Raw genomic sequence first — 17,630 nt, 5'->3', positions numbered from 1 at the left:
GAGGGAGAGGATATAAGTGGAAAGTGATATTCAGAGTTTAATTAATGAAGTGGAAGAAATTGTTGATCATGGAACTAAAATTCCGATGACGGGAAAAGTTTTAGTGGATGATGCAGTAATTTTTGAATTACTGGATCGTGTGCGTGCGGCCTTGCCTGAAGAAATCACAAATGCTAAATGGGTTTTAAAAGAACGTCAACGTATTTTAGATGAAGCTCAGGCAGAAGCACAGAAACTTCTGGATCAAGGGAAAACATATGTTGATAAGATGGCCTTGGAAAATGAAGTGGTAAAGCAGGCCCAAGACTATGGTGAAGATATAGTTAAACAAGCACAAACTTTTGCGCGTGAAGTAAAAACTGGGGCGGTTCAATATGCTGATGAAATGCTAAAACATGTAGAGCAGAGCTTGTATGAAACTCTTCAATCCTTACGTAAAAATCGAGAAGAATTAAAGGGATTAGCCAAAGAAGAGCGAATGGGAAAGTCTGAAATTGAGGAGAGTGAGTAAATCTCACTCTTTTTTCCTTGTATTAGGTTCTTGATCTACGAACTCCAACAAAAGCAAGGATGGCAAGAACAGACATGCAACCTATAAACACAAGAGAACTGATATGCCAAGTATTCCAGAAAAAAACGGAGGGGTCAGCAATTCGGACAGGCATGGTCCAGGCGGGTACCTCAGCAACTAGGAGGAAGAGTTGGCTCAGTCCGAGTGCAATAAGTGCATGAAGAACTCTTGCTATGAGGAATGTTGAGAAACGCAAATCTGTACCGCTAATTAATCCAGCGACTTGAGCGAAGACAGAAAGTCCACCCCAGCCCATGAGGAGAGCGAGGAGGGCTACTTGCTGATCGAGCATGGAAAGGGCTTGTATTACTTCCTGACAGCCTAGCGTCATTTCAAAAAGACCATTATAAAAGGCTTGAAGAACAGGAATTTCAATGATTCGAATAATACTATGGCTTAAACTTGCTAATATTAAGGTAATGTGCCAGAGGTTTAAAAGTCGAAGGATTACCGAAAAAATAGCCATAAATCCAGCTACCATAAGAACTGTGTTTGTACTCTGCCTTATGGCATCTCCTAGGACTTGCCCAAACGTGCGCTTATCTCGAGTCTGGGCATTTTTCATTTCCTGCCATGCCCGTTTAATTGAAGGTAACGAGGCAGTGTGTTGGGGGCCGGGAGTTACCCGATAAAATCGAAACAAAAACCCAACAATTAAGTTAGCTAGATAGACAGAGCCAGCTAACAGTATTCCCAGTGTTGGCTTTCCAAGCATGCCGGAGGCCACAGCACCAAACATAAATCCAGGACTGGGGTTATTCGTGAAGGCTAAGAGACGTTCCCCTTCCTCGCGAGTTATTTCTCCGTCACTGCGAAGTCTGGCTGTGAGCACTGCTCCCATAGGAAATCCCGAAGTATAGCCCATGGCCACAACAAAGGCTGCTTTACCTGGAAGTCGAAAGACTGGACGCATAAACGATTCCAGAAGAACGCCCAGAAAATGAACAAATCCCGAAGCCATCAGGAGTTCAGAAAGTATAAAAAAGGGGAGCAAGGCAGGGAGGACGAAACGCCACCATAGGGTCAACCCTCCGCCGGCAGAACTAAGTACTTCTTGCGGATAGATAAACATACCTAGGGCGAGTAAACTTAAGGCAAGGACACGGATGACATTGGACATGAAAACACACCTTCCTTCATAATTTATATGGAAGAATGCCGGGCCCTAGAAGTCACTGGGAGGGAAAATCAAATGAATCCAATTAAAGGACTTGTATTGGGTGCCGGAGGTGCGCGGGGGTTTGCTCATTTAGGGTTTCTGCAAGTTCTTGATGAAGAAATGATAAGCATGGACTTGGTGGTCGGGTGTAGTGCGGGAGCTATATTCGGTGCTTTGTGGTGCGCTGGAATGGATCTTTATCGCATCGAACGCCTGTTGACCTATCCAGGGTTTGCCAAGAAGATATTGGATCCGGCTGTCTCTAAAGAAGGACTGATAAAAGGGGATAGGATTCTTGAAGTAATTCGCCTCTTGACTAAAGATATGTCATTTGCTGATCTCAAAATCCCCTTGGCCATCGTCGCGACAGATCTTGAAACCGGGGAACTTGTTGTATTTCGTGAGGGGAGTGTAGCCCAGGCTGTTCGGGCAAGCATTTCAATTCCAGGATTCTTTAAGCCTTATCGTTATCAAGGTCGTCTTCTAGTGGACGGTGCAGTTAAAAATCGTTTACCGGTACATGTTGCTCGGGAAATGGGAGCTGATAAGGTTTTAGCAGTGGATGTGAAAAAGGGATTGGCCAATAAACTGAGCAGCGCAATGGACATCTTGTTGCAATCCATCGAGATTTTGGAAGATGAAGTATTTCGTACGCAATGTCATGGTGCAGATTTATTGTTGCAACCAGATATCGGGCATATTGGAAGTTTTCAGTTTGACCGGGCTGAAGAAGGGATTCGGCTTGGACGGAACATAGCTTTGACGAAATGTTCTGAGATTAAGAGAATAATGGCGTGAGGGGTTAAAAAAGCTTAGATTTTGTGCTACACTCTTTTATGAAACAATGAAACAACTTTTGTGGAAAGAAATGGAGCCATTAAGTAAGTGAAAAATACGTTTTTCGGGGAAGACTATAGTTTACTGATACTTGTAAAACTTCTTGAGCTCGGAAAATTACAAAGGGGTATAAAAAATGAAGATTCTAGTAATTAATTGTGGAAGCTCTTCGCTAAAATATCAGGTAATTGACATGGCCACGAAGAATGCTATAGGGAAAGGTTTGGTTGAACGGATAGGTCTTCCTGGGTCAGTACTTACCCATCGAACAGGATCCGGAGAAAAAGAAGTAATTCAAGCTGAGATTGGAAATCATACCATAGCTATTAAACTCGTGTTGGAGGCATTAGTTTCTCCACAATATGGTGCGTTAAAAGACTTAAAGGACATCTGCGGGGTAGGGCATCGCGTAGTTCACGGGGGTGAAAAATTTTCTAAATCCGTGCTTATCGATGAGGATGTAATGAAAGCTCTTAAAGAATGTGTTGAGCTTGCACCCCTTCATAATCCTCCTAATATAGCCGGGATTATGGCTTGTCAAAAGATGATGCCTGGAGTTCCTCAAGTGGCAGTCTTTGACACTGCTTTTCATCAAACCATGTTGCCTAAAAGTTATATATACGGATTGCCTTATGAGTATTATAAAAAGTATGGGATTCGAAAATATGGTTTCCACGGGACATCTCATAAGTACGTCAGTCAACGTGCTGCTGTCCTTCTGCGGAAACCGCTCAGCGATCTGAAGCTGATCAGCTGTCACTTAGGTAATGGTGCCTCCATATGTGCCATACGGGGCGGAAAATCGATTGAAACGTCTATGGGCTTTACTCCTTTGGACGGGCTTATGATGGGAACGCGCTCAGGTGCTTTGGATCCGGCGATTGTTACCTATATCATGTGCAGAGAAAATTTTACCGTAGATCAAATGAATGACTTTCTAAATACAAAATGCGGTGCATTAGGGGTCTCAGGAATAAGCAGTGATTTCAGAGACATCGAAGTGGCAGCGGGACAAGGTAATGTACGCGCACGGCTTGCTTTAGATATTTTCGAACACGATGTCCGGCAATTCATTGGTTCTTATGCCGCCGTATTAGGTGGGGTTGATGGGATTATATTTACGGCAGGAGTCGGAGAAAACTCTTCGGCCATGCGAGAAGCTATCTGTAAGAACCTAGATTATATAGGAGTAGACCTTGATTCGGAGAAAAATAAGGTCAGAAGTGAAGAAGTGGATGTTTCCAAACCGAACGCCCGTTGCCGTGTCTTGGTAATTCCGACTAACGAGGAATTGATGATTGCGCTGGAGACTCATGACTTAATACAATAAATTCAAACCAATTACACTTGTGTAAAGAGTTTTCCTTGACAAAGAAAATTGTGCCAACTATAATAATGAATGTGTATTGGGGTGGTATTATGAAAGTGAATGTAGCCCAGGTTCGTCACAGCGGTGGAGAAAGTGTCCATTATGATTTAGTGGAGGACTTGTCTGCCTTCGATTTGGGAATAGAAGCCCTCTCATTTCAAGCGCCGGTACATGTGCAACTTCAGGTGAACAACACCAGTAGAGCTATGCTGGTAAAAGGAACTATTCACACAGAACTCAAAGCAACGTGTGGACGCTGTTTAGAGTCGTTCGTTTATCCCTTAGATCTTCATTACGAAGATGAGTGGGCGTTTCGAACTTTAGCTACTGAAGATCTCCTTGAGACAGCGCTCCTTTTGGACAAAGATGAGATCGATATAAAGGATCGTATTTTTGAGCAAATTGTGTTAGCTTTACCGATGAAGTTTGTTTGTTCAGCAGAGTGTCATGGGCTATGCCCAAACTGTGGTGTAAATAGAAATCTAACCCCATGTAATTGCGGGGAAGGTACAGTTGACCCCCGGTTAGCAGCACTGGCCAAGTGGCAATCCAATGACTGATTAAGTTCAGAAAAAATAAAGGGGGTGTAATTATGGGTGTTCCGCAACATCGACAGTCAAAGTCAAGGGTTCGCAAACGTCGGGCTATGTGGAAACTAACTGCACCAAACCACATCGAATGCCCCCAATGCCATAAACCAAAAATGCCGCATTATATTTGCCCTAGCTGTGGGTTTTATAATTCCAAGGCAGTTATTGCTATTGAATCTTAAGGTTTGGCACGGAAAGAACAAAGAGCTCTTCATATTGAGGGGCTCTTTGTTTTTTTGTTTATTTACTATGTCGAAGGGCAGGAAGTAATTCGACAGGGTTATTTCTTGATAAGCGTGATGAGATAGTTTATAATTGTGACCAGGTACTAAATCGAGGCTCGAAAGTACGCCGGACGAAGCACGAACCAGGAACTTCGAAGCTCACTTTAGTAGGTTAATTATAATAGTTTGCGCATTGCATTCGATACTTAGAAAAATGCAAGATAGAAATGGTGGTTAGATGGCTCGATACATTAAGGAAGAACGCCGCAAACTCTTAGGTGAAGCGCTTTTGAAAAATCCATTTTCTACGGACGAGGAGCTTTCTGAGCAGTTTAAGGTGAGTGTCTCAACTATTCGTTTAGATCGCGGAGAATTGGGGATACCAGAACTCCGAGAACGAACCCGTGCTGTGGCTCAAGAGGCGTATTCAACCTTAAAGTCATTAGATGATCGGGAGCTAATCGGAGAATTACTCGAACTTGTAATTGGAGAGAGAGCTTGTTCAAAGCTGACGATTGATGAGAGTATGGTTTTGACAAAAGCAAGAGTAGCTCGCGGTCATTATTTATTTGCTCAAGCGAATTCTCTCGCCATTGCTCTTGTCGACGCTAAAGTAGCTTTGACAGGGAGTGTCGAGTTAAAATTCATAAGGCCTGTTCAGTTGGGCGAAGTTGTTATCGCAAAAGGAATTGTTCTTAAACGTAAACAGAATAAATACTGGGTTCAAATATTAGTCAGTGTTGGTTCAGAGGAAGTGCTTAAGGGAAATTGGATTCTTTTTGCGATAGAGGATTCCGCAGATGCATGAGAAAAGGAGGTGGAATAAATGAGAATTGCTGTGGATGCAATGGGCGGGGACTATGCTCCGGAGGAGATCATTAAGGGGACGATGATGGCCGCCGCAAAATCAAGCCCGGATGTTCAGCTTATACTGGTAGGGCAAAAGGAGTGGATTCAAACTTTTCTGTCAGGAGGCACTTTGCCTGGAAATGTATCTATTTATGAAGCTTCAGAAGTTATAGAGATGGATGAGCATCCGGCTAATGCGGTGCGTAAGAAAAAAGATTCCTCTATTGTCGTTGCTACTCGATTGGTTAAACAAGGTGAAGCTGATGCAGTAGTCAGTGCCGGAAGCACTGGAGCTCAAATGGCTGCGGCACTTTTAGGCTTGGGACGTATCAAGGGGATTGAACGTCCGGCCATTGTTACTATTCTGCCGACTCCAGAAGGTGGGAAACTTATTCTCGATGTAGGGGCAAACATGGATGCAACACCTGAACAACTTTGCCAATACGGGCTGATGGGCAGTGTTTATGCGAAGAAAATCTTAGGAATTCAGAATCCCCGGGTCGGTCTGCTTAACGTAGGAAGCGAAGAAGGAAAGGGAAATGAGCTGACCCAAAAGGCTTATCCGCTGTTAAAAGCCAGCCCTGTAAATTTTATCGGCAACGTAGAGGGGCGGGATGTTCCCTATGGACGAGCGGATGTCGTTGTTTGTGAAGGGTTTGCAGGAAATATCTTATTAAAAACAGCCGAAGGGCTAGCTGGGGTATTGTTTCAGCAGATTAAGGAGAAGATTACTTCAAACATGGTTCGTAAACTAGGTGCACTGGCTGTGAAGCCGGGATTAAAAGAGATTGCCCAGATGATGGACTATGCTGAGTATGGTGGAGCGCCACTGCTTGGGGTCAATGGAATCAGCATTATTTGCCACGGGAGTTCAAAAGCCAAGGCAATCTTTAATGCAATTCGGGTAGCCCGAGAGTGTGTGCAAGTGAACTTGATTGAACAAATTCGAGAGGATCTCCCTATGTAGGTTTGGGCTGACTAGTGAATGAGAAAAGAGGACTGCGATTGATGCGTAGTGTGGGAATTGTGGGGATAGGATCATATGTTCCTGAAAACATTGTAACCAATAAAGATTTTGAACTATTTTTGGACACCAATGACGAATGGATTATTTCACGTACAGGGATCAAGCAACGCCATATTGCCCCGAAGGACATGCCTGTTTCTGAATTATGTTATCAAGCAGGGTTGAAGGCATTAGAAGATGCCCAAATCGCCCCTGAGGAGGTGGATCTGATTATCGTAGCTACGATAACCCCGGATTATGCATTTCCAGCCACTGCTTGCCTTGTAGCAGACCGTTTAGGAGCCAGAAATGCGGCAGGCTTTGATCTGGAAGCGGGATGCAGTGGATTTGTCTATGGAGTGGTGACTGGCAGCCAGTTTATTGCTACAGGGATGTATAAAACAGTGCTCGTCATTGGCGGGGAAACCTTAAGCAAGGTGCTCAACTGGAAAGATCGTTCGACTTGTATCCTTTTCGGAGATGGTGCAGGAGCCGCGGTTTTGCAACCAGTAAAAGAGGGCTTTGGCTTTTTAGGTTTCGAATTAGGTTCTGATGGTTCGGGTGGTGCTTTGCTAAGTCAACCGGCTGGGGGCTCCATGTATCCTGCAAGTCTTGAAACTGTCGAAAAAAACCTGCACACTCTTCAGATGGAGGGCAAGGAAGTCTATAAATTCGCCGTCCGAGTTATGGGCGAAGTTTCACTTAAAGTTTTGAAGAACGCTGATTTAAAAATCGAGGATGTGGATCTTCTTATCCCGCACCAAGCCAATATTAGAATTGTAGATGCGGCTGTTAGACGACTTGGTATTTCTCCGGATAAAGTGGTTGTAAATTTAGATAAGTATGGCAATATGTCAGCCGCGTCTATTCCAGTCGCTTTAGATGAAACGTTCAAATCGGGACGTATTGCAGAGGGGGATATTATCGTGATGGCAGGTTTTGGCACGGGACTTACTTGGGGCGCGTGTGTTTTGAAATGGACGAAAGTAGGCTTAGAAGTATGATAAAAACGCGAATATGTGAACTAATCGAAATCGATTACCCTATCTTCCAAGGGGGAATGGCTTGGGTTTCGACGGGGGAATTGGTTGCAGCGGTCTCGGAGAGTGGCGGTTTAGGCATTATTGGTTCGGGACAGGCACCTGCAGACTGGTTGCGTGAAGAAATCCGCAAAGTGAAAGCGATTACGAATAAACCATATGGAGTTAACGTCATGCTCATGTCCCCATTTGTGGATGAAGTAATGCAGGTTATTTTGGAAGAGCGTGTGCCTGTGATCACTACAGGGGCTGGGAATCCTGGGAAATATGTACCAAAACTTAAAGAAGTTGGGACAAAGGTGATTCCGGTGGTGGCTTCGGTCGCTCTGGCAAGGCGTCTGGAAAAGGCTGGGGTTGACGCACTCATCGCAGAAGGAATGGAGTCGGGGGGACATATCGGTGAGATTGGAACTCTGCCGCTGGTTCCTCAAGTAGTCGATGCTGTAAAAATTCCGGTTATAGCTGCCGGAGGGATCATGGATGGCCGAGGTTTGGTGGCAGCTTTAGCCCTTGGAGCAGAAGGGGTACAAATGGGAACGCGCTTTATGTGCGCAGAAGAGTGTACAATTTCTCAACTTATTAAAGACAGAATTCTTAAAGCCAAAGATCGCTCTACGGTTATAACCGGGCGTTCAACGGGTCATCCTGTTCGTTGTTTAGATAATCGCTTTACGCGCGAAATGGATCAACATGAACGGGAAGGAATGTTGGCAGCCGAGCTTGAGAAACTGGGAATTGGGAAATTGCGCTTAGCTATGGTGGATGGAGATATCGAAAATGGTTCAATCATGGCAGGTCAAGTTGCTGGAGCGGTAAGATGCATTGAACCTGCAGCCCAGATTATTCAGGACATTATGCAATCTGCAGAACAGGAATACAAGCGTCTCTCTGTACGGTTCGGAGATAGGAGGGCCTAATTTGAGTAAACTTGCCTTTGTCTTTCCGGGACAAGGATCTCAATATGTCGGAATGGGTAGAGAACTCTTTCAGACTCCAAGTGGAGAGAAGGCTCTGGAGACAGCACGTGAAATTTTAGGAAGTAAATTCATCTCGATGATAGAAGCGGGTCAGGAAGAGGAACTACAAAAGACGGTAAATACCCAACCGGCAATATTGCTCGTAAGCGTGGTGGCTTGGCAGCAACTTCGAGATGCAGGAATTGAAGCAGACTATGTTGCTGGACACAGCCTGGGTGAGTACTCAGCGCATGTCGCTGCTGGCAGTCTGGATTTTGCAGAGGCTTTACGCGTGGTAAGATCACGGGGTGAGCTTATGCAAGGAGCGGTTCCGAACGGTGAGGGAGGGATGGCTGCCATCCTGGGACTGTCAACTGATAAAGTAGAGGAAGCCTGCCTCAAGGCATCAGAGCAGGGGGTAGTAGCCCCGGCCAACTATAACTGTCAGGGACAAGTGGTTATTTCCGGAGAGAAAGCTGCAGTAGCTTACGCCATAGAGGTGGCGAAAAGTTTAGGGGCCAAACGTGCTATACCTCTCAACGTGAGTGGGCCGTTTCACTCTCGTCTGATGGAGAAAATGGGAGAAGAACTGCGCTTGGTTTTAGAGGAAGCTGCTTGGCAAACCCCACGTTGTCCTGTCATTGCAAATGTTGATGGTCAAGAGGTTATCTCCCTGGAACGAACGGTTAAAACACTGGTCGAGCAGGTCAGTGGTGCTGTTTTATGGGAACAATCTGTCCGCCATCTTCTTGAACTGGGAGTTGATACTTTCATAGAGTGCGGGCCAGGGAAAGTCTTAACCGGTTTAGTTAAGAAGATTGCCCCTGATACCCATCTCCTCCGTGTAGAAGATAAGGCGTCCCTGGAAATGTCACTTGCATATTTGAAGGAGAGTCGTTAAAATGATGCTGAAAGACAGCGTGGCCATTGTCACTGGAAGCGGACGAGGAATAGGTCAGGCCATAGCTTTGGAACTGGCAACTGCGGGAGTAAAAGTGGTTGTCAATTATGCCGGCCGTTCTGATAAGGCCGAGGAAACTGTCGAGTTGATCCGTGCTGCCGGCGGTGAATCTGTGGCTGTACAGGCGGATGTGAGCCAACAAGCTGATGTGGACCGTTTGATACGAACAACCTTAGAGCAATTCGGTAAGATTGATATTCTTGTCAACAATGCTGGAATTACACGTGATACACTTCTTCTTCGCATGAAAGAAGCAGATTGGGATGAAGTTATGGCAACCAATCTAAAAGGAGTCTTTCTCTGTACCAAGGCGGTGAGCAAAGGAATGCTTAAGCAACGGTCAGGGGCTATTGTTAATATTTCTTCAGTAGTAGGTCTTTCGGGAAATGCAGGGCAAGCCAACTATGCAGCGGCTAAAGCCGGGATTATCGGTTTTACGAAGTCTGTTGCCAAGGAATTTGCCTCTCGTGGAATTCGAGTCAATGCGGTTGCGCCGGGGTATATTTTAACAGATATGACGGGGACATTACCAGAGGGGATGCAAACTGACATTTTACGGGGAATTCCACTCGGCCGTATAGGGCGTCCTGAAGATGTCGCCTGTGTAGTGCGGTTCCTCGTTTCCCCAGAAGCCTCCTATATGACAGGGCAGACCTTGAGTGTTGATGGGGGTATGGAAATGTAAGGGTTCTTATGATTGATTTTTTGAGAGGAGGTGAAGCAGCAACATGGGAGTTTTCGATAAAGTGAAAGCCATCGTCGTCGAGCAACTTGGGGTAGATGAAGGAACTATTACCCCGGAGACCTCCTTTGAAGAGCTAAATGCAGATTCTTTAGACATCGTAGAATTGATTATGGCTCTAGAAGAGGCATTCGACTTGGATATTCCGGATGAGGAAGCCGAAAAAATTCGAACGGTTGGAGATGCAGTAAACTACATCACGGAAAACAAATAAACACAAAAAGGGTCCCGTATTCAATGCGGGACTTTCTTTTAAGAGATTTTCTTTCTCCTTTATCCATGAATTTAGCCAATAAAGTTCACTTAGATAAGAATTTAACATTAAAATCGAGTTTTAAGCAACTGATCTAAGTTACTGAGGTGCTATTCTGGAAATATGGATATTCGAAGTTTATTTTGAAATTGCGAACCACGAATATCGAACTGAGATAAAGGGTGTTCACATAGATGCTTAGAAACTTTGTTACTCATAAGAATTGAAAAGGGGCAGAACTCTGAACAGGGGGAAAGATTGTGAAAATACCCGACCTTTGTATTGGCAATTTAGTGGCTAGGATTCCTGTTATTCAAGGAGGAATGGCTGTAAGAATATCTATGGCACCTCTCGCTGCAGCGGTGGCGGAAGAGGGCGGGATCGGAATTATTGCGGGTAGTGGTCTGTCTGTAGAGGAGCTTAAAGCGGAAATCCGTGAAGCAAGAAAACGTACCAAAGGGATCATCGGAGTGAACATTATGTTTGCTGTCCGTGAATTTGCCCAATTAGTCCAAGCTGCCTTTGAAGAAAAAATTGATCTTTTAGTATCGGGTGCAGGTTTTTCAAGGGACATGTTTACTTGGGGCAAGGAAAAAGGTATTCCAGTTGTGCCAATTGTGTCCTCTGCAAAACTTGCTAAGTTATCACAGAAACTGGGGGCAGCTGCTGTGATCGTAGAAGGAGTGGAGGCCGGAGGACATTTAGGGACGGATCGTTCCATACATGAAATTCTTCCCGAAGTCATTGAAGCGGTCAGTATTCCAGTTATTGGCGCAGGTGGCGTTGTTGATGGAAAAGGCGTAGTGGAGATGTTAAAGTCGGGTGCATCTGGGGTGCAAATGGGAACACGGTTTGCACTCAGTGAAGAGAGCAGCGCGGCACTTGCTTGGAAAACGGCGATGTTAAAGGCTAAAGAAGAGGATATCGTGTTTATTCATAGCCCTGTTGGGCTACCAGGGCGGGGAATCAGAAACCCGTTTACCTTGGCGCTTGATGAAGGTGTTGACGTTACTCCGACAGAATGTAAGGGTTGTCTGAAAAGCTGTGAAGGTAACTTTTGCATTATGAGTCGATTGATAAAGGCTCAAGAGGGAAATGTACGGGAGGGCCTTATCTTTTCGGGGGCTAAAGTTCATAAGATTAATAAAGTCTTGTCAGTTCATGAGATTTTTGAAGATATAAAAAAGGAAGTACTCAGCATTAAGGAGGAATAGGTGTGCATCGTGCAGTTATTACGGGGATGGGCGTAATCTCTCCCTTGGGAAACAGTCTGGATGAATTCTGGAATAACCTAATGGAGGGAAAGTCCGGAATTGGTCAGTTGACACGTTTTGATACCACAGATTTGCCTACGAAGGTTGCTTCAGAGGTCAAAGACTTCGAACCAACGGATTGGGTTAGCAAAAAAGAGAGTCGCCACATGGATCGCTTTGCCCAATTTGCTATCGCAGCAGCTAAGATGGCGGTTCAAGATGCTAAACTGGATTTAGAGAACGAAGATAAAGAACGAATTGGAACTGTTATGGGGTGTGGAATTGGCGGTGTGACATCCTTTGAGGATCAAAAAGAGGTGCTGATGAGCAAAGGGAGCAGTCGAGTAAGCCCATTCTTTGTTCCGATGCTGATTAGTAACATGGCGGCAGGGCATATATCCATTGAGTTTGGCTTGCAAGGTTCCAGTATGACAATTGTGACAGCCTGTGCTTCAGCAACTAATGCCATTGGAGAAGCTCTGAGATTGATTCAGCGCGGAGAAGCTGATGTTGTACTCTGTGGAGGGACCGAGGCCCCTATCACTAAGCTGGCCTTTGCCGGTTTTTGCTCAATGAAGGCAATGTCAACCGAAAATGAGCTGTTTGAGCAAGCCTGCCGTCCTTTTGATAAACGTCGAAGCGGATTTGTCATGGGAGAAGGCGCAGGGGTATTGGTGCTGGAGTCTTTAGAACATGCTAAGGCCCGCGGTGCACACATCTACTCCGAATTAGCCGGCTATGGCAGTACTTCGGATGCTTACCATATCACGACTCCTGTCCCTGGCGGTGCAGGAGCTATTCGTTCGATGCGTCTTGCCTTAAAGGATGCCGGGGCAAGTACTGAAGAAGTTAATTATATCAATGCGCACGGAACAGGTACCGGGCCAAATGATGTGACAGAAACCGTTGCCATTAAAAGTCTCTTTGGAGATTATGCGCCAAAGTTAGCTATCAGTTCGACCAAATCTATGACCGGTCACTTAATGGGGGCTGCCGGAGCGATCGAGGCAGTTATTTGTGCGCTGACCATTGAACGGGGAGTCATTCCGCCTACTATCAACTATGGAGAGCCAGACTCGGAATGCGATCTGGACTATGTGCCAAATACCTCTCGCAAGCAAGACGTAAATGTAGCGATGTCCAATTCGTTAGGTTTTGGTGGACATAATGCTACTATTGTCTTGAAGAAATTGCCTAACAAGGAGATCTGAGCTATGGTCGAAAAAAAGTCTGACATTACTGAGAACTTCAAGAAAACAGGAGGGAGTTCAGGGCGGAAAAAATACGCCCTGACTTCTATAAAACTTGAACCAGGAGTTAAGCTGGCTAAACGATTGGAATTGGGGATTCCGCCGAATCGGCTGTTTACAACAGCGTTAACCCATCCCTCATATGTCTTTGAAAATCCACAGTTTGGCAAAGAAAATAATCAACGGCTTGAGTTTTTGGGAGATGCGATTTTAGATTTTGTCGTTGCAGAATACCTCTACTTAAGTTACCCAGACCGACCAGAAGGAGAACTTACCAAGATGCGCGCGGCTGTTGTCAACGAGACAACACTGGCTCGTAAGGCCCATGAGATTGAGTTAGGGCAAGAATTGTTATTAGGTAAGGGTGAGCTGGTCTCAGGAGGTCGCGAGAGGCCTTCTATTTTGGCGGATGCATGGGAAGCGGTTATCGGAGCGATTTATCTGCAATATGGATTTCAAGAAGCCAGAAGAGTAATTTTAGAGCTGCTTAAGCCTTCGATTGATGAAGTGGCTAAAGGAAATTACGGGGATTACAAAACGGTATTACAGGAAAAAGCACAACGGGAAGAAAAAGAGGTAAGCTATCAGATACTTTTGGAAGAAGGCCCAGATCACAATAAATTCTTTACTGCCGGAGTCTTTATCGAAGGGGACCTAAAGGGGAAAGGAATGGGCAGGACAAAAAAAGAAGCCGAGCAACATGCTGCAAGGCAAGTCCTAGACCGTTGGGGGAGTGAGAACGATGACTAAACCTGAGGATTTCCCAGTTTTTTTGAAGGGGATTCATATTCAGGGATTTAAGTCGTTCGCTGATTCTGTTAAGTTAGAGCTAGGTCAGGGATTAAGCGTTATTGTAGGCCCAAATGGGAGCGGAAAAAGTAATGTCGCGGATGCGGTTCGTTGGGTTTTGGGGGAACAAAGCGCCAAAAGCTTGCGAGGGTCCAAAATGGAGGATATTATTTTTTCAGGAAGTACACAGCGTCGACCTGTTGGAATGGCTGAAGTTTCCCTGATTTTTGATAATACCACCGGAATATTTCCGTTGGACTTTCGGGAAGTCACCATTACCCGAAGAGTTTATCGTGATGGGGATGGGCAATATCTCATCAATAAAGCGGCTTGCCGACTGAGAGATATTCAAGAACTATTTATGGATACGGGGGCCGGAAAAGAAGGATTTTCGATCATTGGGCAGGGGCGGGTTGAGGAAATTCTAACCCTAAAATCAGAAGAACGCCGATCACTAATCGAAGAGGCGGCGGGGATTACGAAATATCGATCCAGAAAGCGCGAAGCTTTGAAGCGCCTGGATGCTACGACACTTAATCTCCAACGCATTGACGATATTGTACAAGAAATTGAGGGGCAACTGACTCCTCTGGCTGCCCAAGCCCAAGTGGCCGAACAGAGCCTAGCTCTTTCGAATGAGCAAAAGCGCATAGAAATTCAGGCGGTTGTTCTCGACATCTCTGAGGTTAAGCAAAAGTTGTCAAAAGCTGAGCAGGATTTAGAAATTCTGCAAGCCAGTGTCATGGAAACTCAAGCTAGCCTAGGACTTAAGGAAACTCAGAATCTAAAGCTAAAGGATGAACTGCAACAAATAGATGATGAGATACAGCAGAAACAAGAAAGGGTTTTCCAAGCCGAACAGGCTTTGAATTCCTTGAAACACGACCAAAATCTTCGTCAGGAACGCTTTAATTATTTTGACGAGCAAACGGCAAGTTTAACCCAAGAGATCCTCGGGGATGAGGGGAAAATCAACCATTTGCAGGAGCGAATCAAAACCCTTGTCGCAAAACAAGCGGTTTTAAAGCATACTGTTGAAGAATCTCAGCTGAAAGTAAATGCTCAAGAACAGAGGCTGTCTAAGATTAGAGAGAATACATTAGCGAAGGATATCGAGCGGCTAAAAACCGACCTTTTCCAAGCGCTGACAGAGCAAGCTAATTGGTCGAATGAATTGACAGGTACGCGTCATACTCTTGCCTCACTTGAACAGCAAGTTCTTCAAATAGAACAAGAGCAAGAGATAAAAAATAAAGAACATAAGTCTTTGGTTGAAACTAGAAATAGTCAGGAAAGTGAATTGCTTCAGCTAGTGGGACAAGCTCAAGCTAATGAAAAAGAAGAGTCGGAGCTAAAGCTGAAGTTAGATAAGCTCAAAGCCCTACGTCAAGAAAAGGGCTTGGCACTCCAGAAACAAAAAACGCTTACAGATCAATCCAGAGCACGCTTGCATGCGTTGCAATCTTTAGAAGATTCCTTAGAAGGCTATCAACGTGGAGTTCGAGAGGTAATGCTAGCCAAGAAAAAAGGAGTTAAAGAATGTTTAGGCCTCTGTGGAACGGTCGTTGATTTGATCAAGGTGGAAGAAAAATATGAACTCGCTGTGGAAACCGCCTTAGGTGCAGGAATGCAAAATGTGATCGCTGAAGATGAACAGTCGGCAAAAAAAGCCATTGCTTATTTGAAGACGCATCAATTAGGACGGGTAACCTTCCTTCCTCTCGACGTTATTCAAGGATACCGGATGTCTGTGAACCAGGCGGTGGAGAAGGACAGCGGATATATCGGACTTGCCGTCGACCTGGTTACTTATACTAAGTCGTATCGACCCGCGATGGAGTTCCTTCTGGGCCGTATTGTGGTTGTTACCGATATGGAGGCGGCAACTCGGATTGCGAGAGCGTCTGGATATAAGTTGCGGATTGTGACTCTGGAGGGAGACCAAGTTTATCCGGGTGGCTCTATTAGTGGTGGAAGTATTCAGCGTAAAGGTGGAAATCTACTCGCAAGGTCTCGTGAAATCGAGACTCTTCGTGTTGGCATAGCGAAATCGGAAAAGGACTTAGCCCAAAAAGAACAGGAATGTTTAGCAAATGATAAAAGACAAAGGGAACTTCAAGAAAACATTGAGATAACAGGCTTGAAACTGCGCAATGGGCGAGAACTCCAGGTTAAGCTTAGGGCGTTGCACGAAAATGTGCTGAGTCAGATTCGAAGGTTGACAGGAGATTTATTGGGTTTAAGCTTGCGGCATGGGGAAAGCGCAGAGCAAAAGAACGAACTGCTTAACGGCTTAGAGAGTTTAACGGAACGTATGGAAGCCGCGGAAAAAACCTCGGTTCATTTGCGGGAGGAGTTTAATCTTAGAGAGTCTGAAGCAAAAACTGTGGCTGAAGAGATCGAAAGTTACGTAGAGAAACTAACTCAGGATAAGATCCAACTTGCTAAGTGGGAGCAGGAATTAACTCAATGCATGGACCAACTGGTGCAAGAGCGTAAAGGGATTCGTGAAAGCGAATTAAATCTTACTGAGAAGAAGCAGAAGAAGGTTAGTATTGAGCAAACCCGTCGGAACGTTGAAGAGGAATTAGAGTCGTTGGGCCAAAAGCTTGTGAACCATGCCAAAGTCCAAGAAGGGCAGCAGTATGACCTGATGCAATCCAGACAGTCCCGAGAGGGGTTGTCTGGCCGCGTTGTTGAATTTGAGCAGGAGATAAATACCTTGCGCCAGGGGGCGCATACACTTGAACAGCGTCTTCACGCTCACGAAATACGTGTTGTTCGTTGGGAAACGGAATGCGAGGCTGGATTAAATCGGTTAGTCGAAGAATTCTCCCTGACCTGGGAAGAAGGGATGCTTTATCAGACCGAGGAAGAAAGGGCCGTTCTGTGGAAAAGAGTTCAAGATATCAAACGGCAAATTGAAGAATTAGGTCCTATTAACCAGGCTGCTATTGAAGAATATCCTAAAATTCTTAAACGACGAGAATTTATGCTAGCCCAGCAAAATGATTTGGTGGAAGCTAACCAGACTTTGCGCCAATTGATATCTGAACTTGATAAGACGATGAGTGAACGATTTATTGAAAGTTTTAATGCTGTGAATAAGGCTTTCCAAGAAGTTTTCAAAGAACTTTTCGATGGCGGACACGCTGAGCTTCAATTAGTCGATCCGGAACTTATACTGGAAACGGGCGTTGAGATTATAGCTCAACCTCCAGGTAAAAGACCACAACTCCTGTCCCTTCTGTCGGGAGGTGAACGGGCATTAACTGCAATTGCCATTTTGTTTGCTCTCTTGAGAGTTAAGCCAAGTCCTTTTTGTATCTTGGATGAGATTGAAGCTTCACTGGACGATGCAAATGTTCAGCGATTTGCCCAATATATTCATCGATTATCGGGTTCGACTCAGTTTATTGTGGTGTCTCACCGTAAAGGAACGATGGAATCAGCCGACGTTTTGTATGGGATAACTATGGAGGAGTCTGGAGTTTCCAAGTTGCTTTCAGTTAAGCTGGATGGGCGGCAGGAGACGGTTGGGATTGCTTAGATGCCATGCCTTAGCCGGACGTGTCGCACAGCTCTCGGTCATAGACGCAGAGCAAACTAACCGATCCCTGTGCACTGCCCCGTATCTGGGGTCGCTTGAACGGAAGTTTGCTGCTTACGTAAAGAAGTCGCGCTTGTGTGACACTGCGTCCTTGGTCTTGGGACGAGAGGGACGCTGTTAGAGAGAAGGCACATTTCATGTGCACCTTCCTCAGGATGAAGATGGGGACGG

18 protein-coding genes are annotated in these 17,630 nt (G+C 45.2%); 17 read left to right on the top strand and 1 reads right to left on the bottom strand.

What is annotated here, in order from left to right; genetic code table 11:
* The first annotated feature begins 16 nt into the window (after positions 1–16).
* Entirely contained in the window at positions 17–511 is a 495-nt protein-coding gene (locus LJE72_RS00200) for an ATPase (protein WP_073028256.1), read from the top strand.
* A 22-nt stretch (positions 512–533) separates the two neighbouring features.
* On the opposite strand, the gene ylbJ is transcribed toward LJE72_RS00200, so the two are convergent.
* Complete coding sequence (ylbJ, locus tag LJE72_RS00195) at positions 534–1,691, bottom strand: sporulation integral membrane protein YlbJ (RefSeq protein ID WP_229245279.1); 1,158 nt, start codon at positions 1,689–1,691, stop codon at positions 534–536.
* 72 nt (positions 1,692–1,763) lie between these two features.
* On the opposite strand from ylbJ, the gene LJE72_RS00190 reads away from it, so the two are divergent.
* The 16 genes from LJE72_RS00190 to LJE72_RS00115 all read left to right on the top strand — a co-directional run bounded on the left by LJE72_RS00190 (position 1,764) and on the right by LJE72_RS00115 (position 17,580).
* A complete protein-coding gene (locus tag LJE72_RS00190; protein ID WP_229245278.1) occupies positions 1,764–2,528 on the top strand; it encodes a patatin-like phospholipase family protein in 765 nt (254 codons plus the stop codon).
* A 175-nt stretch (positions 2,529–2,703) separates the two neighbouring features.
* Entirely contained in the window at positions 2,704–3,897 is a 1,194-nt protein-coding gene (locus tag LJE72_RS00185) for an acetate/propionate family kinase (protein ID WP_229245277.1), read from the top strand.
* A gap of 89 nt (positions 3,898–3,986) precedes the next feature.
* Positions 3,987–4,496, top strand: a complete 510-nt coding sequence (locus tag LJE72_RS00180; protein WP_229245276.1) for a YceD family protein — start codon at positions 3,987–3,989, stop codon at positions 4,494–4,496.
* A 32-nt stretch (positions 4,497–4,528) separates the two neighbouring features.
* Positions 4,529–4,708, top strand: a complete 180-nt coding sequence (rpmF, locus tag LJE72_RS00175) for a 50S ribosomal protein L32 (protein WP_007786364.1) — start codon at positions 4,529–4,531, stop codon at positions 4,706–4,708.
* Positions 4,709–4,988: 280 nt separating this feature from the next.
* Positions 4,989–5,558: a transcription factor FapR gene (gene fapR / locus LJE72_RS00170; protein ID WP_229245275.1), complete on the top strand. Its 570-nt coding sequence runs from the start codon at positions 4,989–4,991 to the stop codon at positions 5,556–5,558.
* An 18-nt stretch (positions 5,559–5,576) separates the two neighbouring features.
* Positions 5,577–6,566, top strand: coding sequence for a phosphate acyltransferase PlsX (plsX, locus tag LJE72_RS00165; RefSeq protein WP_229245274.1), 990 nt, complete (start codon positions 5,577–5,579; stop codon positions 6,564–6,566).
* A gap of 41 nt (positions 6,567–6,607) precedes the next feature.
* Complete coding sequence (locus tag LJE72_RS00160) at positions 6,608–7,609, top strand: beta-ketoacyl-ACP synthase III (protein WP_229245273.1); 1,002 nt, start codon at positions 6,608–6,610, stop codon at positions 7,607–7,609.
* Positions 7,606–8,562: an enoyl-[acyl-carrier-protein] reductase FabK gene (gene fabK / locus LJE72_RS00155; protein ID WP_229245272.1), complete on the top strand. Its 957-nt coding sequence runs from the start codon at positions 7,606–7,608 to the stop codon at positions 8,560–8,562. Before LJE72_RS00160 ends, fabK begins: the two co-directional genes overlap by 4 nt.
* A gap of 1 nt (position 8,563) precedes the next feature.
* A complete protein-coding gene (fabD, locus tag LJE72_RS00150) occupies positions 8,564–9,502 on the top strand; it encodes an ACP S-malonyltransferase (protein ID WP_229245271.1) in 939 nt (312 codons plus the stop codon).
* A 1-nt stretch (position 9,503) separates the two neighbouring features.
* Positions 9,504–10,247: a 3-oxoacyl-[acyl-carrier-protein] reductase gene (gene fabG, locus LJE72_RS00145; RefSeq protein ID WP_229245270.1), complete on the top strand. Its 744-nt coding sequence runs from the start codon at positions 9,504–9,506 to the stop codon at positions 10,245–10,247.
* A 43-nt stretch (positions 10,248–10,290) separates the two neighbouring features.
* On the top strand, positions 10,291–10,518 hold the full coding sequence (gene acpP / locus LJE72_RS00140) for an acyl carrier protein (protein ID WP_045573343.1): 228 nt from the start codon (positions 10,291–10,293) through the stop codon (positions 10,516–10,518).
* A gap of 299 nt (positions 10,519–10,817) precedes the next feature.
* Entirely contained in the window at positions 10,818–11,771 is a 954-nt protein-coding gene (locus LJE72_RS00135) for an NAD(P)H-dependent flavin oxidoreductase (protein ID WP_229245269.1), read from the top strand.
* A 2-nt stretch (positions 11,772–11,773) separates the two neighbouring features.
* Positions 11,774–13,021, top strand: coding sequence for a beta-ketoacyl-ACP synthase II (gene fabF / locus LJE72_RS00130; RefSeq protein WP_396389926.1), 1,248 nt, complete (start codon positions 11,774–11,776; stop codon positions 13,019–13,021).
* 3 nt (positions 13,022–13,024) lie between these two features.
* Entirely contained in the window at positions 13,025–13,810 is a 786-nt protein-coding gene (gene rnc, locus LJE72_RS00125) for a ribonuclease III (RefSeq protein ID WP_229245268.1), read from the top strand.
* The gene (gene smc / locus LJE72_RS00120) at positions 13,803–17,399 is read left to right on the top strand and encodes a chromosome segregation protein SMC (protein ID WP_229245267.1); all 3,597 of its coding nucleotides are present in this window, start codon (positions 13,803–13,805) and stop codon (positions 17,397–17,399) included. The genes rnc and smc overlap by 8 nt, the downstream gene beginning before the upstream one ends.
* Positions 17,392–17,580, top strand: a complete 189-nt coding sequence (locus tag LJE72_RS00115; protein ID WP_229245266.1) for a hypothetical protein — start codon at positions 17,392–17,394, stop codon at positions 17,578–17,580. Before smc ends, LJE72_RS00115 begins: the two co-directional genes overlap by 8 nt.
* Positions 17,581–17,630: the final 50 nt, after the last annotated feature.

Origin of the sequence: Desulfosporosinus shakirovi (assembly GCF_020595055.1) — a bacterium.
GTDB classification, from domain to species: domain Bacteria; phylum Bacillota; class Desulfitobacteriia; order Desulfitobacteriales; family Desulfitobacteriaceae; genus Desulfosporosinus; species Desulfosporosinus shakirovi.
Note: the sequence above shows the minus strand (reverse complement) of the source record. Positions and strands in the feature narration are given on the sequence as shown.